The sequence below is a fragment of the Streptomyces sp. NPDC055013 genome (assembly GCF_053608645.1).
Map to the genome: position 1 here is coordinate 30,799 of NZ_JBSGVW010000020.1, position 26,295 is coordinate 57,093.

Genomic DNA, 26,295 nt, shown 5'->3' on the forward strand with positions numbered 1-26,295 from the left:
TCCTGCGGAACGGCCCCGGAGGGCCCCGCGGGCGGCCATGATGGGGGCATGGCGGGGCTGGAGGGTATCGAACAGCCGCGGGGACACGGCCGTGCGACCGCGGCGCGCTGGTCGCCGGCGGTCGAGGACGAAACTGCTGCGAAGGCGCTGGAGTTGTTCGGCAATCCCACGGAGGCGGAGGTTCCGCTCCCGTCCCGGCCGGAGTCCGCCGCCACGGCGCGGCGACTGACGCAGGTCGTGGTCCTGCGCCAGTGGGGCCTGACCCCGAAGATGACGGAGGACGCCGTCCTGCTCGTCTCGGAACTGGTCGGCAACGCCGTGCGCCACACCGGCGCCCGCGTCTTCGGCCTCCGTATGCGCCGCCGCCGCGGCTGGATCCGCATCGAGGTCCGCGACCCGTCCCGGGGGCTGCCCTGTCTGATGCCGGTCCAGGAGATGGACATCAGCGGCCGGGGCCTGTTCCTGGTCGACAAACTCTCCGACCGCTGGGGCGTGGACCTGCTGCCGCGCGGCAAGACGACATGGTTCGAGATGCGGGTGGCGGACCGCTGACGCGTACCTCCGGCGGTTGAGCCGTGTGTGACGGCGTACCCCCTGCCGCTGACGTACCAAGGGGCTCCGCCCCCTGGCCCCCTGGACCGATGCCCACCCACCGCCCGACTCGGCTTCTCCCGACGGCCTGCCCCTACCAGGCGTGCAGCAGCAACTCCGCGCCGACCGGCCGGTAGCCGGCCGCCTGGAACGCCCGCGCACTGCGGGCGTTCCCCGGCGCGACCTGGGCCCACAGAGGCTCCTCGACGAGATGCCGGGCCGCGCTCGCCAGCAGCCGCCCCAGCCCCCGGTGCCGTACGTCCTCGTCCACCTCGACCGAGACCTCCAGGCGGCCGGCGACCCCGCGCCCCGTCACCAGCACGCCACCGTCCGCCGCCCACGCGCGTACGTCGTCCCGCCGGCGTCGGGCATAGACGACCCGGGGGTGCTCGGCGTCCTCGATCTCCTTCAGTGCGGTTGGCGGCTCACCCGGCAGCGGGGCGCCGACCAGGACCGCGTCGATGGTCTCCGACGCCCGCCCCGTCCGCTCCATGAGCGCCGCCAGGAAGCGCGGATTCATCGCCGCGGCCAGGGCGTCGCAGCCGACGTCGCGCAGGGCGGCGTACACCCAGTCAGGATCCTCGTCCGTGAAGACGACGGAGTGCGCCGTGAAGGCCAGGACGCCCGCGTTCCGGGCGGAGGGCTGGGGCACCACCGTCGTACGGCCGTCCGCGGGCGGGAAGTCCCCCCGCGCCACCGCCTCCAGAATCTCCCGCAAGGTCTCCGCCACGGCCGCCCCCGTCCCACTCCCTGAGTCGTCACCCACTGCAGGGCCCACACTCCCAGACATCGCCGACGCCGGCACCGGGCACCGCGTGGAGTCCGGTGGGTGGTCGACGGGCTGGAGGCGCGGGCGGACGGTTAATCTGACCTGCGGCAGTAAGCCAGCACAACACGACAGACGCGAGCAGACGCGAGTAAAGGGGCGGACCGGTGACGCACATCGACATCGAGGAAGCACGCAAGCAGTTCGAGCGCATCGATGCGGACGGGGACGGCACCATCACCGCCGCCGAATTCAAGTCCGCCCTGGCTCAGGGTGGCGACTGGAACGTGACCGAGGCGGTCGCCGAGGCGATCATCAAGAGCCGCGACCTCAACGGCGACAAGCTGCTGTCGTTCGACGAGTTCTGGTCCTACCTGAGCAAGTGACGTGCGGGAGGGGTGCCCACCGCCCGAGCGGCGGAGGGCACCCCTTCGCCATGTCCGTCGCCGGAAGTGTCGTCAGGCGTTCTCGGCCCACTCGCGCAGAGCGGCCTTGCTCGCGAAGTTCGCGACGTTCTTGTCCAGCGGGTTGTCCGTGTACTGGTGGAAGCGCCACTTCGCCTGGATGCGGGGCTTGCCCGCGGTGACGTAGTCGGCGATCCAGAGGCCGTCTCCGGCGTAGGACGTTGTGTCCACATTGAGCCAGTAATTCCGATTGCAATACAGAACGACCGGATTGTTAGGGCGTTTCTCCTTCACCTTCCTGATGAACAAGTCCTTCTCCGCGTTGCTCGCATGGGTCCCCTCGCTCGTCGTCTCCCAGTCGACGGCGAGGATGTCGCCCGCCTTCTCGGGGGCCTTGCTGACGAAGTAGTCGGCCTGGGCGGAGAGGTTGCCGGGCCAGAGGAAGTGGTAGAAGCCGACGACCAGGCCGGCGTCGCGGGCGCGTTTGGTCTGGGCGGTGAGTTTGGGGTTGATGTAGGAGCGGCCCTCCGTCGCCTTGATGAAGACGAAGGAGAGGCCGTCGGTGTCGTAGGACGAGGACTGGTACGCGCTTACATCGATGCCGCGGATCATGGGGGGACAGACTCCTTCAAGTGTCAGTGGGGGGACAGGAGTTGGAATGGGTGTATGCCCCTGCTTCGTGGGGGTGGAACATCACCATGCGTGTCGCCAGCTCCGTGACCGTCCTGAGGAGATCCGCGGGGGGTTGGGCCAGGTCGACGGTGTGGGTCGTGACCGTGATGCCGGCTCGGCGGATGGTGTGGTGCGTGGGGACGCCCGGGGAGCCTTGGGACGCGGCCGCGTACACCAGGTGGCCCTGGTGGAGGCCGAGGGCCGTGCAGTAGGCGAGCAGTTGGAACATGTGCTCCGTGCGGGGCGTGGTGTCGAGGTGGGCGTACTTCGCGTCCACGACCGAGACCGGGCGGCCGGAGCGGTACAGCACCAGGTCCGGCCGGAAGCGCACCTGCCCGCCCTCGTCGAGGCGGTGGTGGCCCTCCTGGGCGGCGCATCGGATGCCCTGGGGGGAGAGGGCCGCGCGCAGGGTGTCCTCCAGGAAGCGCTCGAAGACCTTCGGCATGTCGAGCAGGAAGCCGTCCACCGTCACGCTCGCCTCGCCGTCCGGACGTACGGAACGTGCCGCCAGCAGCAGCTCCGCCAGGCGTAGCGCGTGTCGGTAGCGGGAGTTGAGGCGGGTCGGGGTCCAGTGCGGCAGTGGTGCGCCGGGGTGCAGTGGCTGGACGCCGTAGAGGTGGTCGGCGAGGTGGCGCAGGGCGAGGGTGGTGCCGACGGGGACGCCCGGGAGCCGGGCGGCGAGGTGCAGGGCGGCGAGCAGGATGCGGTTCTCGGCGATGTCGGGGGTGTGGTCGTCGTAGCGGACGGCCACCGGGAGCGGCATGCCCACGCGGCGCAGTTGGTCGGCGGTGCGGATCCGGCCGCGCAGCAGGGGCAGTTCCTCCTCGACCGTGCGGTAGCCGTGCAGCACTCCGGCGTCCAGGGTGCGGCGTGCGGTGCGGGCGAGCAGTTCCGCCAGGGCCGGCAGCAGGTCGTTCGAGGTGGCGGCCGTGACCTCGTCCGGGTGCCAGGGGTCGGTCGGGGAGTGGGTGAGCAGGAACAGCAGGTCGCCGACGGCCAGTTTGGGGCGCAGGTGGAGCCGGATCGCCTCGCCGGCCGGGGTGCGCAGCCGGACGAGGCCGACCTTCTGGTTGCCGGTCAGCCGCCAGCGGCCGCCCGCCGCCGGCGTCAGCCGCAGCAGCCCCGGCACGCCGATGAGGCCGGCGACCTGGTCGGCGGTCAGGTCCCGGACGGTGCCGGGGCCGGTCTCCCGTACCTCCAGGTCCAGGTGGGTCACGAGCCGAGCGCCGTACGCAGGGAGTCCAGGCCGTACTCCTTCTCCACGTCGACTCCCGTGCCGTACAGCTGGTCCTCCAGCAGCGGCAGGATCTGGGTGCGCCAGACGAGGTCCAGCACCTCGGGCCGGTCCACGCCCCGTCTCATCAGGTACGACGGTCCGATGGCCCGGTCGGCGTCGCCCAGTCGGGCGTTGAGTTCGTCCAGCAGCCGGGCGGGGGCGGAGGCGAGCCCGCGGTCGCGCAGCCAGCGGTCCAGGAGGCCGTGGACCGGCGGCTGTTCGGGGGAGAGCCGGCGGAAGGCGAAGCGGCGCCGCATGGCCGCGTCGACGAGCGCGATCGAGCGGTCGGCGGTGTTCATCGTGCCGATGAGGAAGAGGTTGCCGGGCAGGTGGAAGGGGTCGTGCGGGCTGTACTGGGTGGTGACCGGCTCCTCGCGGTACTCCAGCAGGAAGTACAGCTCGCCGAAGACCTTCGCCAGGTTGGCCCGGTTGATCTCGTCGATGATCAGGACGTACGGGTTCGCCGGGTCCTTGGCGGCACGCTCGGCGAGCAGCCTGAACGGGCCCGGCAGGACGTCGAACACCACCGAGCCGTCCTCGCCCCGCACGGGCCGGAACCCCTCGAAGAAGTCCTCGTAGGTGTAGGAGGGGTGGAACTGCACGAGCTCCACCCGGTCGGGGCCGGCCAGGTGCCGGGCGAGGGCGCGGGCGACGTAGGTCTTGCCGGTGCCGGGCGGGCCGTGCAGGACGAGCTGGCCCTGGTCGTGGAGCTGTTCGGCCGTCTCCCTGAGCCAGTCGAGCGGCATCAGCAGCCGGGTGGCGAGTTCCTCGGTGACGGGTGGCAGTTCGAGGGGCTTGGTGACGTCGACGTCGACGAGTTCCTCGGCCACGACGTCCTCCAGCCCCGCGCGTTCCGCCAGCTCGGCGGCCACGCTGCTGATGTCGTACACCGTGGGCGGCAGCGGGAGCCGGGCCTGCACCGTCTCGGGCAGCTCCGCGCGGTTGAGGGGCCGCCCGGCGGTTGCCCAACTGACCCGTCGGCGGCGGACGTTGTCGAGGCCGTCGGAGGGGTCGTACGTCGCTGGGCCCTGGACTGTGCCGACGTGGACCTCGTCGGGGGTGACGGTGACCACGAGGTCGCCGGGCTGCATGACGGTGAGGAAGACGTGCAGCTGGTAAGCGGCCTGGCCGCGCATCTGGGTGCTGGCGTCCGGCATCGCGTCGGCGACCGCGCTCTGGACCTCCTGCTTGGTGGCGTCGGCGGGGATCTGCGGTACCTCGCGCCAGGACACCGAGCAGTAGCCCTGCTCGATCCAGGCCGGGATGAAGTTGCGTCCGTCGACGTTGTAGCCGCGTACGAGCCAGCCGCGCTGCTCGTGCTCGACGGTGCCTGCGCGCCATCGTGGCACCCACGGCTCGTCGTAGAAGTCGACGCGTTCGCCGGTCTGTTCCTCCAGTGTCCTGCGCAGCTCCAGCAGGTCGCGGTCGTCGTCGCCGGAGGGCTGCGGGAGTTCGTCCGCGAACGCCTTGACGATCTCCTGCTTGTGGTAGGCGCTGGCGATCGGCTGGAAGGTGTCCGGGAAGAGCGTGTACAGCAGGACGTGGATCTGGGCGCGGCCCTTCTTGTGTCCCACGGACCGCTGCACGTCGAGGCACTCGTCCCGCAGCGTCCACGGGTCGTTCAGCAGCGCTTCCCGCTCCGGGAGTGGCCGCGCCGCGATCCGCTCCACCAGCAGGACCAGGATCTGGAACTGTGCCCACCGGTAATTGAGGAAGCCCTGTCCGCCGTGCAGGAAGCCTGCCAGTGAGGTCTCCAGGTCGACGTCGATCGTCGCCGCGTCCAGGCCGGCCCAGGACAGGACCTCGTCCAGGATCTGGAGCTTCTTCCTGATCCCGATCTGCTCGGGCACCAGCGGGGCCATGTTCACGAACAGCAGCTCGGCCGCGAGGGCGATCGTGGCCGCGGGTGCGCCGTCGAGCTGGCGCCGCAGCTTGACGAGGAACGTGTCCGACGATGAGTCCGGCCGGTCCACGAAGCGGGCCCGCAAGTCGGAGGCGGTCGCCGCGGTCCACGACTCCAGTTCCGGCGCGATGGCCGACTGCCCGCTCAGCAGTCCGCCGCGGAAGATCCGCTGTACCGCCGCCACAACCCCGGCGGCGCTCTCCTGCCGTCCTGCCATGCCGCTCACCCCCTCGTGCTCGAAGTGCCCAGCCTAGAAGGGGCCTTGGCCGGGCGTCCCCGGATCGGTCGACTCACCGTCCGCTCACATCGTCCTCACCTCGTCACCAAGGCATCCGCGCCACAAACCCGAGTTTGCGCCAACTCGTCCTCGGTCGGCCGATTATCGGCCCCGAGGCTGAGCGACCGTTCGTGCGCCGGGTTTGACCTCAAGGTCATTCCCAAAGGCGCAGACAGGGGGCGCACGCTCTGTGATGTGCGCCCCCTGAGCGGTCTTTGGCGTGATGTCGAGGGCAGGGTGATCTACCTGGCATTCCTCGAGTACCGGTCAGTACCCCCGGTGTGGCGCAATTCACTCGAGCCGGAACATCGCTCTGCCAGCATCTACACCCATCGAAAATCCAGGCGTCCGGAACGCGGCGGGGGACCGGCCATGGGACTGCTCGGCAATGAGCTGGCATTCGCTCAGGCTCTGACTGCTCAGGAGCGCGAGAGCGTCATGGCCCTCGGCAGCCGGAAGGACTTCCCGGCCGACGCCCACCTCCTCACGGAGGGCGACCGGTCCAGTCATGTCGTGATCATCATTCGGGGGTGGGTGACGGTGTCCGTGGTGACGGACCGTGGGGCCACCCGGCTGATACTCGGCCTGCGCGGCCCGGGTGAACTCCTCGGGGAGATGGCCGCGTTGGACCCGCATCCCCGCAGCGCCACCGTGCGTGCGCTGGGCGCGATAGAGGCCCAGGTCATATCCGGGGACGCCTTTCGCCGTTTTCTCGCCCTGCACCCCAGGGTCAGCGGCCTGGTGATACGTCAGCTCACCTTCCGCCTCCGCAGCGCCGACCAGGAGCGGTCCGCGCTCGCCTCGCTCACCGTGCTCCAGCGCCTGGCCAGCCGGCTCATCGAACTCTCGGGAGCCGAACGCGCCGGCCCGTACACCCCCTCCGGAGCGGGTCCTTCGAGTGACCCCTCGGCCTCCGGCCCCGTCGTGCACCTGGCCCAGGACGAGCTGGCCGCCACCATAGGCGCCACCCGGGAAGCCGTCGCCAAGGCCCTGCGCCTCCTGCGCACGCAGCACATCGTCCGCACCGGCAACCGGATGGTCGAGATCCTCGACCCCGCCCTGCTGGCCCTTCTCGCGGACGGTCATCAGGAGTAAACCCCCGCCCCGCCGTGTGTAAACGGCTACAGACGCCACTCCTCCCCGGCCCGACGCTGAAGGGACGGAGCGTTTCTCCGGCAGGACGGACGACGCCTTCGCCGGGACGAACGACTTCCCCGGCGGGCTGAAGGCCCTCTTCGCCGGGGCGAACGACCTCACTTCGGCACGACGAACCACCACCCATCGGCACTGCGACGCACCTCCCATCGGCACCACGAACCACTTCTTCGGCACGACGGACCACTCTTCGGCAAGGACGGCACATGCAAGGGGCACGGGTGAACCACGACGCTCTGGACATCACCGAAGCGCACTACGAGTTGGTGATCAGCGTCGACGCCAGACGTTCCGGCGCCTACGACGACGTCGACAAGGTGCGGATGCGCGAGCGCATCTACCGCGTGCTGGAGACGGCGTTCACCCACGCCAAGGTGGCCCGGGACGCCGTACACCTGGAGGACCGCGGCGACGGCGTGCTGCTGTCGGTGCCGGGCCGCATCGCGGCGAGCCGGCTGCTCGGCCTGTGGCTGATCGAGGTGCACGAGAAGCTGCGGGACGAGAACCGTGGCCTGGCCGTGCCCCTCGGGCTGCGCATCGGCATGCATGTCGGACCGGTCCGGCACGACGGCCGGGGCATCAGCGGACGTGCCGTCGACCTCGCCTGCCGGCTGGCCGACTCCTCCGTCGCCCGCGGACTGCTCGACGCCGAGAAGGCCGACCTGGTGCTGGTGACGTCCCAGTCCCTGTACGACGACGTGGTCGGCGCCGGCGGCAAGTTCATCGAGCCCGCGCACTACGCGCCGGCGCGGCTGGAGCTGAAGGAGGGCGAGGTCACCGCCTGGTTCCATCTGCCCGGGCGGACCGCTCCGGTGATTCCAAAGCCCGAGCCTGTACCGCCTTCGCCGTCACCTTCTCCGTCGTCACCCGCTGCCGTCGGCGGCCCTCTGCACGCCGTCGACGGTGACGAGCTCGACGACGGCGAGGGCTTCGACGACAACGACGACTTCGAGGTCGTCGGCGACGGCATGTCCGGTCATCGGCCCGGTGGCGTCGGCATTCATTACAACGTCATCGGCGACATGTCCCATCACCACCACAACGACTACCGGGGCGACGTGCACATCGGCCGGAACACCGACCGCGACGCCGAGCAGGGGAGGGGCTGAGCCGGGTGAGCGACGACGAGCAGGCGGGCGGCGCGTCCGACGACGCCCCCGAGAAGCCGGCCGGCGGCCGGGCGTCCGACGCCGACGACAAGAAGGCCGGGGACAGGAAGGCGGGGGACAGGAAGGCCGGCGACAAGAAGTCCGGCGACGACAAGAAGCCGGCCAGGGACGGCAAGAAGCAGGCCCGGGACGACAGGGACCGGGACGACGAGGGCGAGGACGACGACGAGAAGTCCGCCGAGGACGAGGCGGACGACGAGGAGGACGAGCGGGAGAAGGAACGGGAGCGCGCCGCCGGGCGGTTCAAGGCGTACACCCGCGATCCCCTCGCCGAGGACCAGGGCGAGGACGGCCCCACCGACCTCGCCGCCGCCGCCCGCACCCGCCGGGCCACCCGGCTGCTGTTCGACGTCGGCCGGGACCTGCACCGCTTCGACCGCTCGTACTTCAACAACGCCCACATCGGCGACATCAACCTGCGGCTCGGCGCCCGCCGGTTCGGCGCGGGCATGCGCAGCGGACCCGTGCCCGAGGACGAACTGCGCAGGCTCCGCCGCGCCCACGTCGAGCCCGAGGGCTACGTCCAGCTGCGCACCGCGCTCCGCGCCCAGCGGCTGCTGGTCCTCGGTGCCGCGCCCGGCACCGGACGTACCAGTACCGCGCTGTCGCTCCTCGACGAGGTCACCACCTCCGCCGCGAACGGCACCGGCACCGGCACCGGCCCGGACGCGGAGCCGCCGGCCGGCTCCCGGGTGCGCAGGGTCGATCCGGACGGCGGCGTACGGCAGTTGGCCGCGTCGCTGGACGAGTCGCGGGGCGGTGAGGGCGAGGAGGCGCGGCCCGGCGTCGGGTATCTGCTGGAGCTGTCCCTCACCCGGCCCGGGGCGCTGCCCCCGGACGAGATGGACCTGGACGAGCTCGCTGCCGCCCTGGCCCGCTGCGAGGCCTTCGCGGTGATCGTCGTGACGGTCGGGTCGGCGGCGAATCCGCTGCTGGCCGGGCGGTACGGCATGATCTGCCCGCCCGCGCCGACCGAGGAACTCCTGGCAACCCGGCTGCGCGAGCGCCTGGAGGAGCACGCCGCCGGGACCGGGGCGGACGACACCGCGCCCGCCGATCTGCTGGGCCGCGCCGAGCGGCTCGCGGACCGGGAGGAGGTCAAGGACGCCGTCGGGCTGAAGGACCTGCGGCCCGCCGAGGCCGAGTTGCTCGCATCGCTGCTGGCCGGGCATGTGCTGGGGGACATCTCCCGCGACGCGTTGCTGGACGGCTGCCGGAGCCTGGCCGCCGTACAGGCCCAGGAGTGGTTCGCCGGCGTGGACCGGGCGCTGACGGCCCGGCCGGCCGAGGCGGAGCGCGGGGACCGGAACCCGGGACGGTCGGGTACGGCGACGCTGTTCCACCCGGTGGCGTTCCGGATCGCCCTCGCCGTCCTCGGCGGGGCCTCGCACAGCGCCGTGGCCGCCGCCGCGCACCTGCTGACCTGGGAACTGTCCGTGCAGTCGGACCCGGACAGCACCCCGGCCCGCTCGCTGTTCTGCGACGACCCGGAAGCCGACGGGGCGCTCTCGCGCGCCGAACTCACCGACGGCAAGGTCGAGGTGGACGGGCACGAGGTGCCGGCCCGGCTGATCTGGTACCGGGGTTCCGCGCTGCCGTCCGCGGTGCTCACCGAGCTGTGGGACCGGCACTTCCCGGTCCGGGCGCCGGTGGTGCGCTGGCTGCGGCTGCTGGCGGACGATCCGCGCGACCAGGTGTGGATGCGCGCCGCGGTCGCCGCCGGGGAGCTGTGCGTACGGGACTTCGACCACGGCTACACGGAACTGATCCGCCCGCTCGCCGAGGCGACCACGAACCGCCGGCTGATCTTCGCGGCCACCACGCTGGACCAGGCGGCCGGCCACGCCTCGCACCGCAAGGCCGTGCACCGGCTGATCGGCGACTGGAGCAAGAAGGGCACCCCGTCGCAGCGCTGGAGCGCGGCCTGGGCGCTCGGCTACGGCAACGCCGCGCCCACCACGGACGACATCCTGGACGCCCTGGCCCGCATCGGGGTCCGTGACGAGGGGGAACTGGTCACGGTCGCCTCCCACAACGTCGTACGGCTGCTGGTGCTGCCGGACGCAGCCGAGGTGCTGGCGCGGATGGCCGAGTGGACCCACCACAAGCGCGAGCCGTACCAGGATCTGGGGCTCGCGGCCACCGTCCGGCTGGCGCTGACGACGGTGGACGAGCTGCTGATGGACCCCGACTCCCTGGGGGACGACAGCGATTCCCCCTGGGCGGACCGCGGGGACTGGCCGCTCGCGCTCGCCCTCGCCGCCATCCGGCCCGAACTCGTCGAGCCGATGGCCGACTTGATGTGGACCGCGCTGAACACGGCGCGGTCGAAGGACGTGGCGATGGACGCGCTGGAGGAACTGCTGCGGTCGGCCGTGCGCAAGGACGGCACCGAGTGGACCCGGCCCGGGCTGGTGGAGCTGCTGCCCGCGCTGGCGACCGAGGAGCACGACCGGCGGCGGCTGGACTGGCTGCTGCGCCGAATGATGAGCGACCCGGAGAAGCCGCTCCCCGACGCGGACGCACGCGACCTGTGGTGGCTCGCCGTCGCGCCGGAGCCGCGGGCGAGGCAGGACGGGCCGCGCCAGGACCGGCGTCAGGAGTGGCCGGGTCCGCACCGGCCGCATCCGGACCGGCCGCATTCGGACAGGCCGCGTCAGGAGTGGCCGCGTCAGGACCGGCTGCGCCGGGAGAGGACCCGCGAGGAGGAGAGGCATGGCTGAGAACCAGGACGAGGCGCTCGACGGGGACGAGACGGGCGGCGCCGACCCCGCGGGGCCCGCGGGTCCGTTCCTACGGGACTTCAACACGCTGACGGACGGGTTCCCCAAGGTGAGCCCCCGGTCGGCGCTGGTGCAGTTCTACCGGAACGGCGGCTACACGGTGAAAAGGGCCTCCGGGGTCCAGCATGTCGACAGGCCGGTGCTGGCCCGGACGCACAGCATGTGCGAGATCGCGCTCGGCACCTATGTGACGCCGCTCCAGATGGAACTCCCGGCCGCCGGCGGCACCACCTTCTTCAAGGCCGAGGTGGACATCCAGTGGGCCGTGACCGATCCGCACCTGGCCGCCCTGGAGGTCGTCACCGACGTCGCCAACCGGCTCACCTCCCCGGTGCTGGAACGGCTGCGTGAGGTCACCACCACCTACCGGGTGACCGAGGCCGAACAGGCCAACCGCGCCATCACACGCGAGTGCACCGGCGGCCGCTGGGCCGACCTCGGCTCCGAACTCGGCCTGCGGGTACGGCTGTACGTCCGGCTGCGCGTGGACGACCGGACCATCGAGCACGCCGACGAGGAACGGGACGCGCACGCCCAGGCCAAGGTGATCCGGCTGCGGCAGGAGTCGTACCGGCGCATGTTGCAGGGCGGTGAGCTGGAGCAGCTCAGCTTCATGCTCGCGGCCGACCCCGAGGGGGCCAAGGACTTCCTGGAGAAGATCCGCCAGGAGGGCAGGCAGGACGAGAAGGACCGGGTCGCCCGGCTGTTCGCCATGGCCCAGCGGGGCGAACTCGCCACCGTGGACGTGGAGACGCAGGTCCTGAACCTTCTGAACCAGGGCGACGGACGGCCCATGGTGGGCCCCATCGGAACCGTGCCGGCCCGTCGGCCCCGGGAGCTGGAGGCGTCCTCCGGCCGCCCGTTCAACCCGGACTGGGCGTCGGACGAACCCCCGCGGCGGCGCCCTCCGCGGGCCGAGCCCTCCCGGGGCGAGCCCGACCGGCGGTCCGACGGCCGAGGCGCCGACCGATGGGGGCCCGACCGGCGACGCCCCGACCGGGCGGAGCCGTACCGGGGAGACGAGGACTACGACGCCGGCTACGACGCCGAGTACGACCCCCGCGGCGCCCGCCCGCGGCGCGCGAGCCACCGGCCGGACCCCTACCCGGGGGACGACCGCGGTCACGACGACGAGCGCGCCCCGGTCCAGCGCCGGACTCGGCGGCCCGACCCCTACCCGTCGGACGACCAGGACCACGACGACCGGCGCGTCCCCGCGCGGCGTCCGTCGTACCAGCCCGAGCCCTACTCCCCGCGCGACGACGCCGACCACGACGAGCCGCGCGCCCCTGCCCGGCAGCGGACCTACCGGCCCGAGCCGTACCCGGGAGCGGACCTCCAGGACGACGACCCGCGCTCCCGCACGCCCCGGCAGACCTTCCGGCCGGAGCCCTACCACCCGCAGGACGAACCCGAATACGACGACCCGCGCACCCGGGCCGCCCGGCGCCAGACCCACCGGCCCGAGCTCTACCCGGTGGACGACGACCGGGAGCCGCCGCCGCGCCGACGCCGACGTGCCGAGGACGACGGCTGGTCCTGGGCGGAAGAGGACCGATGAGCGCCGACGGGGCGGCACGCACTTCCCCCGACCCGGTCGTGCCCGTGCCGGACGGGGGTCGGCACTGCCACGACCGGGCGGGGGAGCACATCGCGGAACGGCTGCTGAACACCGTCCGGGAGGACGTCGGCCGGGCCGACTCCAAGGCGGCCGTGCTGCTCTCGGGGACGCTCGCGCTGCCCGCGTTCCTGGTCGGCTGGCACGGCACCCCGAGGTGGGACGGGTTCGCCGACGTGACGCTGATCCTCTCCGGGGTGCTCTGGGCGGTCGCGGTGTCCGCGCTGGTCGGGGCTCTGATGCCGCGCACCGGCACGGTCCGCGGCCAGGACGAGGTGACGTACTTCGGCGACCTGGTGGCCGCCCGCGACCTGGCGGAGCTGTCCGCCCGGGTCGCCGAGGCCGGGCGCGACCCGGCCGCGTGGCTGCTCGTCCAGGCCGTGGACGTCAGCTCGATCCTCACCGCCAAGTACCGCGCCATCCGCTGGGGAGTGGGCTCGCTCGCCCCCTCGGCGGCACTGGCCGTGGTCTGGGGGCTGACCGCGCGCTGACGCGCGACCGGCCGGCTCACGGCAAGCAACGCAAGCACCCCGAGCAACCGACGCAACCGACGCAACGCAGAGCAGAGACTCTCCGAGAATCAGGGGACGGCCGTGGAAAGAGTCACGGGAAGACGGCAATCACGAAGGGGCCGGGCGCGCCGCGCCGCGGTCTCGGTGCTGGGCGGCACGGCGGTGTTCGCGTCCCTGCTGGCACCGGCCGGCCAGGATCCGGTGCCCGCGGCGGACTCCGAACCGGCGTTCCCGGCGGTCAACTACGCCGTGGCCGTGGACGAGTCGGCCAGCCTCGCGCCCGAGGACATGAAGGCCGAGAAGGCCGCCGCCGCGCGCATCGCGCTGGGCGACGTGTCCTCGTCCTCGCATGTCACGGTCTTCGGCTTCGCCGCCGCCGAGAACGCCGACCAGCGCGCGGTGGACCCGGTCTGCCCGCGCACCGCGCTGGACGCGGCGGGCCGCGAGACGATCGGCAGGTGCGTCGGCAAGCTGCGCAGCCGCAAGGAGAGCGAGGGCACCGGCACCGACCTCCCGAGCGCCATCCGGCAGGGTGTGCACGACCTGACCGACGGCTCCGACGCCTCGGAGCCCCGGGTGCTGTTCCTGCTGACCGACGGGAAGCTGGACGTCAAGGACAGCCCCAAGTACGGCGATCCCGCGCATCGCCAGGCCGAGGGCGAACGGCAGTTGGAGCAGGCGCTGAAGGACGCCGCCGCGCAGAACGTCCAGATCTGGCCGCTGGGCTTCGGACCCGACCCGGACAAGGGCCAGCTCGACCAGATCGCCGCCGGCGGCTACCAGAAGGGCTGCGTCGAACTGCCCTCCGCCACCCCGAAGGCCCACAAGGTCAACGGGGCCAAGGACGTCGGCCCCACCCTGGAGCGGATCTTCGCCGCGGCCCACTGCCTGCGCCACGAGGAGGGCCCCAGCAAACGGCCCCCGGCCACCCTGGAGATCGGCATCTCCCCGCTGGCGACCGTGGGCAGCATCGTCGTCGACAAGGGCGACCCCGAGGTCAGGATCAGCTACATCGACCCGAGCGGCGACAAGGTCCCCACCTCGGGGACGTTCAAGAAGTCCCGCTTCGAGCTGGCCGGCGGCACCGGCCCCGTCGAGGCGCTGAAGATCGTCGACCCGCTGCCCGGCACCTGGAAGGTGAAGGCCGAGGCACCGGAGGGACATCGCTCGCTGCCCGTCGCCGTCAGCGTGCTGTGGCAGGGCGAGCTGCGCGGCGCCATCACCATGGACCCGCCCTCGCCGCAGGCCGGCGAGAAGGTCACCGTGACCATGCGGCTGCAGACGCGTGAGGGCTACGAGATCAAGGACCCGCGCGACTACGAAGGGCTGCGTGTACGCAGCGAGCTGACCGGGGACGGCTTCTCCCCGCTGGCACTCGACCTCGCCGACGGCGGCAAGGGAACCGACCCGAAGGCGAGCGACGGCTCCTTCACCGGCACCGTGACGATCCCGAAGGACGCCGACGGGGCGCTGAAGGTGAGCGCCACCCTGACGGCCTCCGGGCTCAGCGCCGACACCCGCAGCGAAGGCAGCACGGTCGCGCCCGGCGAGCTGCCCGTCACCGCCGCCCTCGAACTGCCCGCCGCCGACACCCATCCCGGCGCCACGGTCACCGGCACCCTTGCCGTCCACAACACCACCGACACCCCGCACACCCTGCGGCTGTCCGTGGCCGACCTCCGGTCCGGGCTGCTCACCGTCAAGCCCGCCGAGATCACGCTGAAGCCCGGCGAGTCCGGCACCCGCGAGGTGCGGGTCGAGGTGGCCCCCGCGGACGTCTTCGGCGACCGCCTCGGCGACGACGGGCTGCAGCTCGCCGGCACCGTCACCGCCGTCGACACCACCGACGGCGACCGCACCCTCGTACGGTCACCGCTGTCGGTGCGGGTCGTGCCGGAGCCCGGGATCTGGGAGAAGTACTGGTGGGCGTTCATGTCGGCCGCCGTCCTGGTCGCCCTCGCCGGCGCGGCCCTGGTCGCCTGGCGGCAGCTGCGCAACCGGCGCAAGGACCCCTACGGCCTGATGCTGCAGCTGGTGTCGGAGGACGGCCGGGTCCTCAACGAGCACCCGGCGGGCCACGGCAACAGCAAGCACTGGTACGAGTTCGCCGTCGTCGAGGCCCATCGCAGCCCGCGCATCGAGCGGCGCCCGCACGGCCAGTACGCGGTGCAGCGCAGCCGTGAGGGCGGCGCGGTGCTGCGCACCAAGGGCGCCGGCCGCACCGCGCTGACCACCGGCGGCCAGGTCCAGCTGACCGACACGCTGAGCCTCGCCCTGGGCGAGGACACCCGGCCGGGCCGCGGCAACCGCCGCAGGCCGACCACCGCGGGAGCCACCGTCGGCGCCGGTTCCTCGACCGGCCCCGGCGACGGCGGCAACGACAGCCCCTTCACCTCGTACCTGTGACCCGCACATCCACGGACGTACCCAGCACGAACCTGCGGCCGCGTCGGCCGTAGAGCGGGGAGGAAACCCATGAAGATCTTCCAGCCGATGCTCTTCGTCGGCCTGGGCGGCACCGGGGGCCTGGTCGGCGCCGAACTGGAACGCAGACTGCGCGCCGAACTGTGCGGCCCCGACGGCATGGCGCTCAGCCGGCAGAACGGCCACGCCCCCTTCCAACTGCCCGACTGCCTGCAGTTCGTGTACGCGGACTACAGCGAGAGCGACCTCCACCGGCTGCCCCAGTTCAATGTGGACCCGTCCCTGCGGGCGGCGTACGCCCGTACCTCCCGGGCCACCCACAACCTGCTGCCGAACTTCGACGCCTCACCCGAAGTCACCAAGATGCTCCGGGCCGTTCTGCGCGACGAGGTCGCCGACTGGCTGCCGCCGCGCATCGACGAGCCGAAGGTCACCCCGCTGCACTCGGGCGCGGGCCAGCTGCCCACCGTCGGCCGCGCCGCCCTGTTCGCCACCCTGAGGCACAGTCTGGCCCCGGTCCTGGAGCCGCTCCTGCAGGCGATCGACTCGATGGCCAGGGCGGCGGGCGAGCTGAGCGAGCTCGGCGGCGGCAAGGTCAACGGCTGCGACGTCTTCGTCGCCTTCTCGGTGGCCGGCGGCACCGGCGCCGGGATCTTCCTGGACTACCTCCACCTGATCAACCACGCCTTCCAGCTGCGCCGCTTCGACGGCGTGAAGATCTACCCGCTGGTCGTGATGCCGTCGTCGTTCTCCGCCGCCACCGGTGGCGGCAGGGAGGCCGAACTCAACGCGGCCCGGGCGTTGGTCGACCTGTTCCGGCTGGTCGACACGCAGAACGCGCCGTCGGAGGGCGCCGAGATCGGCGATCTCGACCACGAGGTCGGCCTCGGCATCCGCTACCCGGGCATGATGCCGATCCGGCTGCGCACCGGCATCCTGCCCACGGCGTTCCTGTTCAGCCCGACCGCCGGCATCCGCGCCGACGACCTGCGCCGCTCCATCGTCTCCCTGGTGATGTCGCTGATCGGCACCGAACTGGGCGACGGCCGCGTCCAGGGCCGCAAGCAGGCCTCCGACGACGACTTCACGACCTTCGCCGCGAGCTTCATCAACCGGGGCGTGCAGCGCAGCGCCGTGTCCCCGACCGGCATCGGCCGGCAGGGCGTCTCCACCAGCCTGGTGGCGTCCATGACCGCGCCGATGGACCAGCTCGCCGACCTGGTGGGCGGGCGGCTGCTGCGGCTCGCGGTCACCGATCTCGTGGCGCGGCCGCGGGCCGCCCTGCGGGACGGGGCGGTTCCGATGATCCGGGAGCTGTTCGCCGACTCCCACCTCGAAGAGCTGTGGGAACGCAGGCAGTTGCCGGTGCCCGAGCCCGATCCGCTGCCCCGTGGCGGCAAGAACATCGAGCAGGCGCTGGGCGAGCGTGTCGCGGACATGCAGCGGCTGCTGTCCGACCTGCGGGCCGAGGCCGACCGCGCGGCCACGGCCATGGCCGACCGGTTCGCGCCGCGCCCCGCAATCGACAAGCTGCTGCAGAGCGTGGACCCCTTCCTCGCCGAACGTGTCGTCAGGGGCGTCCCCGACAGCGACGAGCCGATCGCCCGGCTCGGCTTCCTCGGCATGCTGGACAACCGCGCCCGCACCCCGCAGCGCCCGCCCGGCGTGAAGGAGCAGCCGCCCAAGATTCCCCGGATCAAGGGCCAGTTGGGCGGCCTGGCACCGGCCCGCTGGGGCGACGACGACGTCCAGGCGGCCATCCAGGAGCAGGACGCGTGGTACCAGTGGCGCTGCCGCACGGTGTGGCACGAGGCCTGGCGGGAGCAGCAACAGCACTGGCAGCCCCACGCGGACGCGGCCGGCGCCGACATCGTGCGCCTCGTGAACGCCTTCCGCACGCACAGCGACCAGGAGCGCAAGACCGCCGAGCAGAAGGGCCGCGAACTGTACGAGGACCGCACCGGGATCTCGTATCTGCTGCCGCCGCAGCGCACCCTGAACCACTTCTACGAGGACGTCGTCACCCGGCTCATCCGCCGCGAGGGGCTGCGGGAGAACGACGACGAGGCCGCGCTGCTGCTGAAGCTGGTCGACGGCGACACCTGGCGTCAGGTCCACACGCTCAGCCGGCGCGACCCGGAGGGCGCGGTAGCGCGGGTCAAGGGGCAGCTGGAGGCCCGGATCACCCGGCTGTTCGCGGAGAGCGGCGCGCACCTGGAGGAGCGGCCGCTGCTGCCGTCGATGGGCATGCTGCTGGCCGCCGCGGCGGGCGACGCGGACGCCACCGAACAGGTCAGCAAGGAGGCCCTCGACCTCTTCGGCCGCAAGCTCGCCGGGCTGCTGCCGGTCGGGTTCACCCCGGAGGGCACCGGACTGCTGCGGGTGCTGGTGACCCATCCTCGGGTGCAGGCCGTCGAAGAGGTGCAGGAATACCTCGGCAAGACACTGCGGCTGCCGACGGACGCGAAGAACTCCGTGGAGTACCGGGGCGTGGAGAGCGACTCCGTCACCGTGGTCCTCTTCCGCAGCGAGATGAGCCTCACCCAGGTGCCCGAGGCCCGCAAGGTGCTGCGCCAGTGGGCCCGCGCGAAGGACTCCGAGCAGGCCCAGGACGTCCTGCGGTGGCGGCAGCGGCTCGGCTTCCGGGACAGCTGGATGGTGAGCAGCGAGGAGGACCGGCGCGTCATCATGCACCGGCTGCTGTGCTGTATGTGGAACGGCCAGGTCGACGTGGTGGACGGCGACCCCGCGTCGCCGGAGCGGGTGCGGCTGCGGCTGTTTCCCGAGAAGGGCGCCCATGTCCCCGGCGTGCGGCTGCGGCTGGGGGACTACCCCGGCGGTGTGTCCAGCTGGGCCGAGCTGCTGCGCGCGTACGAACGCTGGACGGTCCTCGACGACGAGCGGACCGTCGAGGACTACTGCCGTGAGCTGATGGGTACTCAGCCGTCGGGGCTCGCCCGGACCGGCAGCGAACCGCACCCCCTCTTCGTCGACCTCGTCGAGAAGATCGCCCCGCGCCAGCTGGAGCTGCTGGCGGACCGCCGGGAACAGGGCGGCGAGCGGGTCGAGGGCTGGGTGCGGCCGCTGTGGGAGTTCTGGGCGGAGTCCCTCCCGGCCGCTCTGGACACCGAGTTCGGCGACCAGCGTGCCGTCCAGCCGACCCTGCGCACCCTGCTGGAACACGTCCGAGGCGGCACCCCGACCCGCCCCCGCACCCCGGACGGCCTCGCGGAACCCCGCCGCCGCCCCCAGGACGACGACTTCGGCACCGCCCCGGTCGACTCCTTCGACTCCCTCGGCAGCCATCGACGCGATCAGGGCGACCGGGACGAGAACGCCGACGAGCGGGGCTCGCGGGGCGGGAGCCGGTACGGCGACGACGACGGCCCGTACGGCGGCGAACGCGGCGACAGCCGTCATGAGGGCTACGACGAGTACGACCGGCCCGGCAGCGGGCGCCGTCGTGAAGACCCGGGCGAGGAGCGGGACTTCTGGGGTGAGCCTCGTGACGGTGGCGGCGGGGGCCGTCGCGGCGCACGCGGCGACCACGACGAGACCGGCGGCGACGACCCGCGGGACGACGAGGACCGCGACGCACCGGGCGCTCGGCGGCGGGAGCGTGGCGAGGAGTACGGCAGCCGGACCACCGCCCGGGAGCGCGACGACCTGCCGCCGGCGCCGTGGGACGACGACTCCGCCCGGCGCGGCGGCTCCTGGGACGGTGACGTGCTGTGAGCATGCCGCAGGACTTCGGTGCCGTCATCCATCTCGACCTGCGGGCCGGGGCTGCCGCACTGCACAGCCCGTCGGCGCTGCGGGCCAGGGTCGCCCAGGAATTGGGCCGGGCCGGGCTGCCCGAACCCGACGATCCGCTGTTCCTGGTGGTCGACACCCCGGCCGGGCTGACCGATCACCGGCCGCAGTACGAACTCGTCACCGGCTACCGGGCCGTGGGCGAGGTCAGGCTCCTGGTGCTGCTGGTCGGCAGCGCGCCGGGCTCGTTCGCGGGCGAGGAAGGCGGCTTCCAGCCCGACCGCCGGCTGCTGCGCCCCTCGGTGCTGCGGGCGCCCGGCAGCGGGCTGCTGTGGGCCGGCGACCTGCGCTCCGCCCGCACCGCGCTGGAGCAGCCCACGGCCGACGACCCGGACGCGCTGGCGGTCCTGGTCGACGTGCTGTCGGTCCCGGACGTCTACCTCAGCGTGCTGCACGGCATCCAGTCGCTGCCCGACGCCGTCGCCGCGCCCGGCGTACGGCTGCTGGAGCAGGACCTGCCGCCCCAGGTGCGCGACCGGGCCTGGCGCGACGCGCTCACCCGGTTCGCCGGCGAGGACACCGAACTCGCCCCGGACGTCCTGCTGACCGCCTCCTCCGGCGCCGATCTGCCGGAGCCGCTGCGCCGCCTGGTGGTGGGCCGGGGCGGCCAGGACCTGGGACACCGGGAGCCCGGCGGAGTCGCGGACGACGCCCACCGCGCCTGCGCGGACGCCCTCGACCACGCCGAGGACGCCCTGGCCGGGCTGCGGACCCTGCCCGGGCTGCTGCGCGCCTCGCGCCGGGAGGCCTTCGAGGCGGACGTCGACCAGGCACGCCAGGCGCTCGACAATTACCGGGATCTCGTCGCCACGGCCCTGCGCAGCGGCGGCGGCACGGCAGCGTCCGCCGCCGAGTCGGCGACCAGGCTCGCGGCCCTCGGACTGCGGGTGCCGTCGGCCGAGGGCATGGGCGAGCGGATCGGCGAGGGACTGAAGGAGTTCGCCCAGAAACTGCTCGGCCAGGGGCTCGCCCTGCGGTCGGTGGCGCAGCGCTTCACCGGCCTGGCCGGGCGCGCCGAGCCACTGCCGGGTACGGCGCTGCTGCCCAGACTCGCCCCGTACTCCACCGAGACGGTGGCCCGGCAGACGGGGACGACGGACGCCGCGGCGGCCGGCCTTCCGGTGGCCGGGCCGTTGGCGGCGGCCTGGGCGGGCCTGCTCGGTGCGCTGTGGGCGGGGCCGTTGCTCGCCCTGGCGGTCGTCGTGCCGCTGCTGTTCGTCGGCATGGCGATGCTCGGGTCGGCCCGGCTGCGCGGTGCGGGACGGCCCGGCCGCTGGGCCGTCGCCCCCAGGGTCGCGGCGGTCGGCGGCGCGGCGGTCGGCGCCGGGGTGTCGTACGCGACCGAACCCCCGGTCTGGCTCGGCACGATCGGGCTGCTGCTCGGCCTCGGCGTCGCGCTGGAGACGGTACGCCGGCTCTGGCGGGCGGCGGCCGCCGACTGGGCGCCGGGCCACACGACCGCCGTGCTGCGCCGGGCCCTTGACGGGCTCGACGCCCTGCTGGCCGAGGCGGTCCGGGAGCACTGGGCCGTCGAGGAGCGCCTGTACTGCGCCGACGCGGCCCGTTCCGTCGCCGGCATGCTGCGGGCGACGGCCGCAGCGGCGGAGGCCGAGGCGGTGCCCGAGCCGGCGCGGCTCGCGGCGGCCGGGGTGCCCGGCGGCTTCGACGCGCCCGGCGCCCGCACACCCGCGGAGGACGACTGGCTCGCCGACGACCTCGACCTCGGGCCGGACGACGCCGGCGCCGGGTCCGACGACGGTGAGAGCGACTGGGCGAGCGTGTACGCCTGGGACGACGCTCCGTCGTGGGAGGAGCCCGCGCAGAAGAAAGGGCCCGAGACGGGCCCAGAGCAGAGTTACGCCGCCCCGTCGCGGGACCGCTCCAAGGGCGTTCCGCGCTGGCTGGACCGGGAGAGCGGGGAGGGCGGGCCCGACCTGGTCGCCACCCTGTCGGCCGATCTGACGGACGCCGCCCTGGAGGCGATGAAGCCCTACTGGGGCGCCGTCGAACGCGGCCAGGCCGGCACCCTCGCCGTCCGGCGCACCGAGGAACGGGTCCGCGCGCTGCTGTCGACGGCCCGTCATCACCTGCAGCTCAACGGCGTGCTGGCGCCACCCCCGTTCGCCGCGCCCCGCCGCGTCCGCGCCACGTCGGCCAACCTCCTGGGCACCGACCCGCACGGACCGGCCGACCTGGTCGGCGCCGAGGCCGGCCGGCAGGCCGTCGTGCAGCTGTCCTCGCCCGAACAGGGCGCACTGCTCAGCCGCGATCCGGCCGCCGCGGTGTGGCTCAGGTTCGCCCCCAGGGCCGTACGCGACGAGGTCGAGAAGGCCTGGCGGTCGAGCGGCTCGGTCCACCCGGACGAGGTCCTGTGGACGTCCTCGGGACGCTACGCCGGCCTGGTACGGCTCACCCCGCTGCGCATCGGCGTGGTGCACACCGTCCGCCCCCGGCACGGCGCCGAGCCCGACGGCGCCGACGGCGACGCGGTACTGGACACGGATGACGCGCTGGAGACGTACGGCACGACGAACGGGTACGACCGGGCCGAGCCGGTGAACCGCCACGAGCGCACCAACTCCCATGACCTGGCGGCGGAGACGTACGACTGGCCCGACACGGACGGCCGACCGGACGCCGGCGACCGAGGGGACGGCGACCCCTGGTGACCCGTCTCCCGCACCCCGCCCGGGTGCACAGGCACACCCCGGTGCTCACGTACGAACGAAAGGACCGCCGGTGAGCAGCATCCCGTATCCCGCGCAGGGGCCGGGCGGTCCGCCTCCGGACAAGCTCGCGTTCACCGTGCCCTCGGGGCGGCGCCGGGTCACGCCCGTCCGCGTGGGCCGGGAGGTCCGCCGCGACCGGCCGCTGCCCCAGCTGATCCGCAAGGCGAGGCTCGACGACGAGGGACAGCAGTGCGTGCAGGTGCGACTGAGCGCCAAGGACGCGGCGAACCCGGCGGCGCGCGCCCTGCTGGACACGGAGGCGGGCACCGCCCTGCTCCTGCAACAACTGCTCGGCGACACGGAGTTCGCGGCGCTGTTCCCGAGGATCGTCGGCTACGAGCTGGACACGGCCGAGCCGTTCCTGCTGTACGACCCGCCGCGCGGCACCCCGGTGGCACGGATCCACGTGATGTCCGCGACCGACCAGGACGTCTTCACCAGGGATCTGATGCTGGCCCTGTGCCTGCTGGAGGGCCAGGGGCTGGTACCGCGCGACATCTCACCCAATTCCGTGCGCTGGGACGGCGCCAAGGTGCAGCTGTGGGGGCTGGAGTCGGTGACCCGGACCGGCCGGCCCAGGCGCCCGTGGGGCCGGACACCGTTCTGCCCGCCGGAACAGCGACGGGGCGAGGGACTCGCCGACTCGCGGGACGCGGTGTGGAGCGCGGCCCAGGTGCTCTACCAGCTGGTGACGGGACGGCCCGGGCCGGCCGACCGGACACCTCCCGACCTCGCCGAACACCGCAGGCTCGACCGGACGTTGCGGGACGCCTTCGCGCCGCGGGCGGCCGACCGGCCGACGCCCGCCCAGGTGCTCGACCTGGTGAAGCCGGGCGCCGCCCGCCGCGTCCGGCTCGCGGTGCCGCCCGACGACACGCGCCCGCACCACGAGGCCTTCGAGGAGGCGCTGCGCCTCAAGCGCGAGGCACCGGCCGGGCGCACTGACGGCGCGGTGCCCGGCGACGGCGAAGTGCTGTGCCCGTACTGCCTGGAGACCATCCAGCTCGACCTCACCGAACTGTTCGTCACCGACAGCCGCATGCAGTACCAGCCGCTGGACCTCGCGGGCATCACCAACCCCGTGCGGCGGACCGACATCATGCGCGGCGCCGTCCAGAAGTGCACGGCCGACCCGGACTTCCCCGAGCACTTCATCCCGGTGCCCTATCTGACGTACGGCCGCCCCCTGACCGTCGCGATGGTCGGCCAGTCCTCCACCGGCAAGAGTCATCTGCTGACCCAGATGATCGCGGCCATCACCGACGGCGGGCTGGAGCCGTACGGCCTGAAGTGGCAGTCCGTCAACCCGGAGCAGCACGCCCGGTTCGTACGGGAACGGGTGCAGCCGCTGCGCAACGGCAAGGTCCTCGACCACACGGCCGCGCTCGGCCTGGACGACTTCGCCCGCTTCGTGGAGTCCCTGCTGATCACCGACGCCCGCGGGCAGGTGCGCCCGGTCGCGTTCTTCGACCTCGGTGGCGAGGACCTCGTCCGCACCGACGCGGCGCTGCGGTTCCTGCTGGGCGTCGACGCCCTGGTCTTCGTCGTCGACCCGGCGCTGGCCCTGCCGCTGCCGCAGCTGGACCACGCCAGGGAACGCTGGGGAGTCGAGGTGAACCGGGACGGCGACCTCGCCTTCGGCACCGTCCTGGACCGGCTGCCCAAGAACGGCCCGTACGTGGACGTGCCGGCCGCGATGGTGCTCGGCAAGGCCGACCTCCTCAGGTTCCAGCCGCCCGTCGACCGTTGGCTGACCCGCCCGCCGGCCGCCTCCCTCGACCCCGCACTGATGCGCGAGGAGAGCCGGGACGTCCACGGGCTGCTGCGCCGGCACGCCGGCCAGGCATGGCTGCGTCCCTTCGACGCGCTCCGCCGCTGCACCCTGCACATCGCGTCCGCCACCGGCGGCCAGGAGGACCAGGGCCGCTATCCGGCGGGCGCGGGCCCCCGGCGGGTGCTGGAGCCGCTCGTCGCGCTGCTGGCGATGCACGGGCTGATCCAGGTGCCGGGCGGTGCCGAGGCGTTGGCCGTGGGCGAGGCGCCCGCGCTGGAGGCGGTGCCGTGGGACGAAGCCGGGGGACACGGGGCGACGTCCGCAGGATTCGAGAGGTCTGAAGGGCCCGGGGAGCCCGAGGGATCCGAGGGAGGAGAACACCGGTGAGCGACTTCCAGGGCCGGGGCCCGGTCCACCAGGCCGTCTTCCGCTGGGACGGCAACCACGGCCGGCAGGGCACCGGCATGAACGCCGTCGCGCACTCCTGCGAGCCCGGGCGCGCCGAGGAACTCGGCCGGGAACTGGGCCCGTTGCTGTGGGTGTCCGGCGCGGCGGCGGCACGGCCGAGCGTCGTGCGCACCGTGTCCCGCGACGGTGACGTCCTGCTCGTGCAGCGCTGGCCCACCACCGACCGGGGCGGCCGGCCCAGCACGGTCAGCCATGTCCTGATCGGCGACCGCGGCACCCTCGGCGTCCGGGAGTGCCTGGGGCTGGCGTACCGCGGCTGGCGCAAGCAGGAGAAGGCCGAGCAGGCGTCGGGCCGGCTGCCCGAGATCGACCCCGCGAGACTCGACGACCTCGCGCACAAGCGGCTGCCGGAGATGCTGGAGCGGCTGCCGAAGGTCGCGCACGCGCTGATCCTGACCACCGCGGAGTTGCTGCGCGATCCCACGCAGCGGGTGTCGCTGCTCCTGGAGGAGGACACCCCGCGCGACTGGCCGGACCGGGACGCCGTACCGCTGGCGTATCTCGGCCTCTTCCTGCTGTTCGGGCGCTGGCTGGGGCAGGAGTGGACGTTCGCCACCTGCGACTCCGTCGACACCCACGCCCTGCGGCTGATGGCCGTTCCGCGCTGGGAGCCGGACCCGGGCGGCTCCGGCCCGCTCGCCAGGGTCATGGGCCGCCCGCACGGCAAACCACGCTTCGAGCACAAGGCGGCACACCGGTTGGTCGACCACCTCCTCGCGCACCGGGAGGCGGCCCCCGGCGTACCGCAGCTCGTCGAGGAACTCCCCGACGGCGCGGCCCTGGACTGGGAGCGTCGTCGTGACCGGCTCTGGAGAATCCTGGGGGAGGAGCGGGAACGGGAGCAGGAGCGGGATCGGGAAGCCGGGCGGGCGCGGGATCGGGATCCGGACCCTGAGAGGCCCCCGACACCGGCCGCCGCCCGGGCCACCGTCGTCCCGGAGCCGCGCACGGCGCCTTACGCGCACCCTGTCGCCGAGCCCTACACGGAGGCCTACGCCGAGCCGTACGCGCAGCCTCGCCCGCACACGTACACCGAGCCGTACGCCGAGCCCCGCCCGGAGACCTACACGGAGCCGTACGCCGAGCCACGCCCGGAGACCTACACGGAGCCGTACGCCGAGCCACGCCCGGAGCCGTACGCCGAGCCCCCTGAGGAGCCGTACGGAAAACCGTATGCGAGCGCGGCCCTCGCGCCGCCTCCACCGTCAGCGCCCCCCGCCCTGCGCCGGGACCTGCGCGACTACCGGCGCGGGGACGGGAGCCGGCGCAGCATCCTGATGGCGGACCTGCGCACGCGGTCCGACGAGGTGCTCCTGGGCGAGCTGCGTTCGGGCGAGCTGCCGCGGGACTCGGTGGAACTGCTGCTGAACGAGCTGGGCAGGCCGGACCGTGCCGAGGTGCGGCACCTGGACGTGCGACACGAGCTGTGCGCCGAGGTGCTGCGCAAGAACCTGTACTTCACCCCGCAGACGGCGAACGGGGAGCACCCGTCGAGGAAGGCCATGATCGACCTCTCGGCCGACCTCTTCACCTGGGCCGTCGCCCCGCTGGCCCGCGACGAACGCTACCTGCGCGATCTGCAGGAACTGCTGTACCGCATGAGCCGGGACCCCCACCCCACCACGGGCAACTGGCTCCGGCAGAGCATCATCGAACCGGCGAACGGCAAGATCCCCGACCTGCCGCCGGTGCTGTGGAGGCAGCTCCTGCGCGACGCCATGAGCCGCAGCGAGGGGCCGCCACCGGCACCCGCCCTGCCCCGCCCCACGACGGCACCCCTGGCACCCCTGGCGCCCCCGGCACCCGCGCAGCCGTCCGCCTTCACGCCGGCGCCGCTCACCGTCGCGGCCCGGATCTCCGACCTGATGAACAACCCGGGCTGCTTCATCGGCAGCAGCCTCGTCGTGATCGCCGTACTACTGGGGATCGCCCTGATGCTCTTCGTCTAGCACTCGCTCGGC

At 73.1% G+C, this 26,295-nt stretch carries 16 protein-coding genes; 12 read left to right on the top strand and 4 right to left on the bottom strand.

All coding sequences use genetic code 11. The annotated features are described in order from the left end of the window. Positions 1 to 48 precede the first annotated feature (48 nt). Entirely contained in the window at positions 49 to 552 is a 504-nt protein-coding gene (locus ACWGDB_RS23670; RefSeq protein WP_328879206.1) for an ATP-binding protein, read from the top strand. A 133-nt stretch (positions 553 to 685) separates the two neighbouring features. Here ACWGDB_RS23670 and ACWGDB_RS23675 read toward each other — a convergent pair whose 3' ends face one another. Then, on the bottom strand, positions 686 to 1,321 hold the full coding sequence (locus ACWGDB_RS23675; RefSeq protein WP_453824226.1) for an N-acetyltransferase family protein: 636 nt from the start codon (positions 1,319 to 1,321) through the stop codon (positions 686 to 688). A 203-nt stretch (positions 1,322 to 1,524) separates the two neighbouring features. Here ACWGDB_RS23675 and ACWGDB_RS23680 point away from each other — a divergent pair, with 203 nt between their 5' ends. Beyond that, the gene (locus ACWGDB_RS23680; RefSeq protein ID WP_453824227.1) at positions 1,525 to 1,743 is read left to right on the top strand and encodes an EF-hand domain-containing protein; all 219 of its coding nucleotides are present in this window, start codon (positions 1,525 to 1,527) and stop codon (positions 1,741 to 1,743) included. A 72-nt stretch (positions 1,744 to 1,815) separates the two neighbouring features. Here ACWGDB_RS23680 and ACWGDB_RS23685 read toward each other — a convergent pair whose 3' ends face one another. From ACWGDB_RS23685 to ACWGDB_RS23695, 3 genes are read right to left on the bottom strand one after another with little or no spacing between them, the layout of a single operon-like run. Next, on the bottom strand, positions 1,816 to 2,373 hold the full coding sequence (locus ACWGDB_RS23685; protein ID WP_453824228.1) for a glycoside hydrolase family 25 protein: 558 nt from the start codon (positions 2,371 to 2,373) through the stop codon (positions 1,816 to 1,818). A gap of 16 nt (positions 2,374 to 2,389) precedes the next feature. After that, positions 2,390 to 3,649, bottom strand: a complete 1,260-nt coding sequence (locus ACWGDB_RS23690; RefSeq protein WP_453824229.1) for an McrC family protein — start codon at positions 3,647 to 3,649, stop codon at positions 2,390 to 2,392. After that, positions 3,646 to 5,829, bottom strand: a complete 2,184-nt coding sequence (locus ACWGDB_RS23695; RefSeq protein ID WP_453824230.1) for an McrB family protein — start codon at positions 5,827 to 5,829, stop codon at positions 3,646 to 3,648. Before ACWGDB_RS23695 ends, ACWGDB_RS23690 begins: the two co-directional genes overlap by 4 nt. Before the next feature lie 432 nt (positions 5,830 to 6,261). On the opposite strand from ACWGDB_RS23695, the gene ACWGDB_RS23700 reads away from it, so the two are divergent. From ACWGDB_RS23700 to ACWGDB_RS23745, 10 genes are all read left to right on the top strand, one after another. Beyond that, positions 6,262 to 6,984 (top strand): Crp/Fnr family transcriptional regulator, encoded by a 723-nt coding sequence (locus ACWGDB_RS23700; protein WP_453824231.1) that lies wholly within the window; start codon positions 6,262 to 6,264, stop codon positions 6,982 to 6,984. A 281-nt stretch (positions 6,985 to 7,265) separates the two neighbouring features. Further along, positions 7,266 to 8,153, top strand: a complete 888-nt coding sequence (locus tag ACWGDB_RS23705; protein WP_453824232.1) for a hypothetical protein — start codon at positions 7,266 to 7,268, stop codon at positions 8,151 to 8,153. Between the two features lie 5 nt (positions 8,154 to 8,158). Continuing rightward, positions 8,159 to 10,936 (top strand): hypothetical protein, encoded by a 2,778-nt coding sequence (locus tag ACWGDB_RS23710; protein WP_453824233.1) that lies wholly within the window; start codon positions 8,159 to 8,161, stop codon positions 10,934 to 10,936. Next, complete coding sequence (locus ACWGDB_RS23715) at positions 10,929 to 12,557, top strand: hypothetical protein (protein WP_453824234.1); 1,629 nt, start codon at positions 10,929 to 10,931, stop codon at positions 12,555 to 12,557. Before ACWGDB_RS23710 ends, ACWGDB_RS23715 begins: the two co-directional genes overlap by 8 nt. Next, complete coding sequence (locus ACWGDB_RS23720; RefSeq protein ID WP_427839830.1) at positions 12,554 to 13,105, top strand: Pycsar system effector family protein; 552 nt, start codon at positions 12,554 to 12,556, stop codon at positions 13,103 to 13,105. Before ACWGDB_RS23715 ends, ACWGDB_RS23720 begins: the two co-directional genes overlap by 4 nt. Positions 13,106 to 13,207: 102 nt before the next feature. Continuing rightward, positions 13,208 to 15,532 (top strand): VWA domain-containing protein, encoded by a 2,325-nt coding sequence (locus ACWGDB_RS23725; protein WP_453824235.1) that lies wholly within the window; start codon positions 13,208 to 13,210, stop codon positions 15,530 to 15,532. 69 nt (positions 15,533 to 15,601) lie between these two features. Beyond that, on the top strand, positions 15,602 to 19,285 hold the full coding sequence (locus ACWGDB_RS23730) for a tubulin-like doman-containing protein (RefSeq protein ID WP_453824236.1): 3,684 nt from the start codon (positions 15,602 to 15,604) through the stop codon (positions 19,283 to 19,285). 2 nt (positions 19,286 to 19,287) lie between these two features. Next, a complete protein-coding gene (locus ACWGDB_RS23735; protein WP_453824303.1) occupies positions 19,288 to 22,032 on the top strand; it encodes a hypothetical protein in 2,745 nt (914 codons plus the stop codon). Positions 22,033 to 22,102: 70 nt separating this feature from the next. Beyond that, on the top strand, positions 22,103 to 24,253 hold the full coding sequence (locus tag ACWGDB_RS23740) for a hypothetical protein (RefSeq protein ID WP_453824237.1): 2,151 nt from the start codon (positions 22,103 to 22,105) through the stop codon (positions 24,251 to 24,253). Further along, the gene (locus ACWGDB_RS23745; RefSeq protein ID WP_453824238.1) at positions 24,250 to 26,283 is read left to right on the top strand and encodes a hypothetical protein; all 2,034 of its coding nucleotides are present in this window, start codon (positions 24,250 to 24,252) and stop codon (positions 26,281 to 26,283) included. The genes ACWGDB_RS23740 and ACWGDB_RS23745 overlap by 4 nt, the downstream gene beginning before the upstream one ends. Positions 26,284 to 26,295 lie beyond the last annotated feature (12 nt).

Coding starts and splice junctions, on each gene's coding strand:
- ACWGDB_RS23670 (WP_328879206.1), top strand. CDS start 49: ATGGCGGGGCTGGAGGGTATCGAACAGCCGCGGGGACACGGCCGTGCG.
- ACWGDB_RS23685 (WP_453824228.1), bottom strand. CDS start 2,373: ATGATCCGCGGCATCGATGTAAGCGCGTACCAGTCCTCGTCCTACGAC.
- ACWGDB_RS23695 (WP_453824230.1), bottom strand. CDS start 5,829: ATGGCAGGACGGCAGGAGAGCGCCGCCGGGGTTGTGGCGGCGGTACAG.
- ACWGDB_RS23700 (WP_453824231.1), top strand. CDS start 6,262: ATGGGACTGCTCGGCAATGAGCTGGCATTCGCTCAGGCTCTGACTGCT.
- ACWGDB_RS23715 (WP_453824234.1), top strand. CDS start 10,929: ATGGCTGAGAACCAGGACGAGGCGCTCGACGGGGACGAGACGGGCGGC.
- ACWGDB_RS23720 (WP_427839830.1), top strand. CDS start 12,554: ATGAGCGCCGACGGGGCGGCACGCACTTCCCCCGACCCGGTCGTGCCC.
- ACWGDB_RS23730 (WP_453824236.1), top strand. CDS start 15,602: ATGAAGATCTTCCAGCCGATGCTCTTCGTCGGCCTGGGCGGCACCGGG.
- ACWGDB_RS23735 (WP_453824303.1), top strand. CDS start 19,288: ATGCCGCAGGACTTCGGTGCCGTCATCCATCTCGACCTGCGGGCCGGG.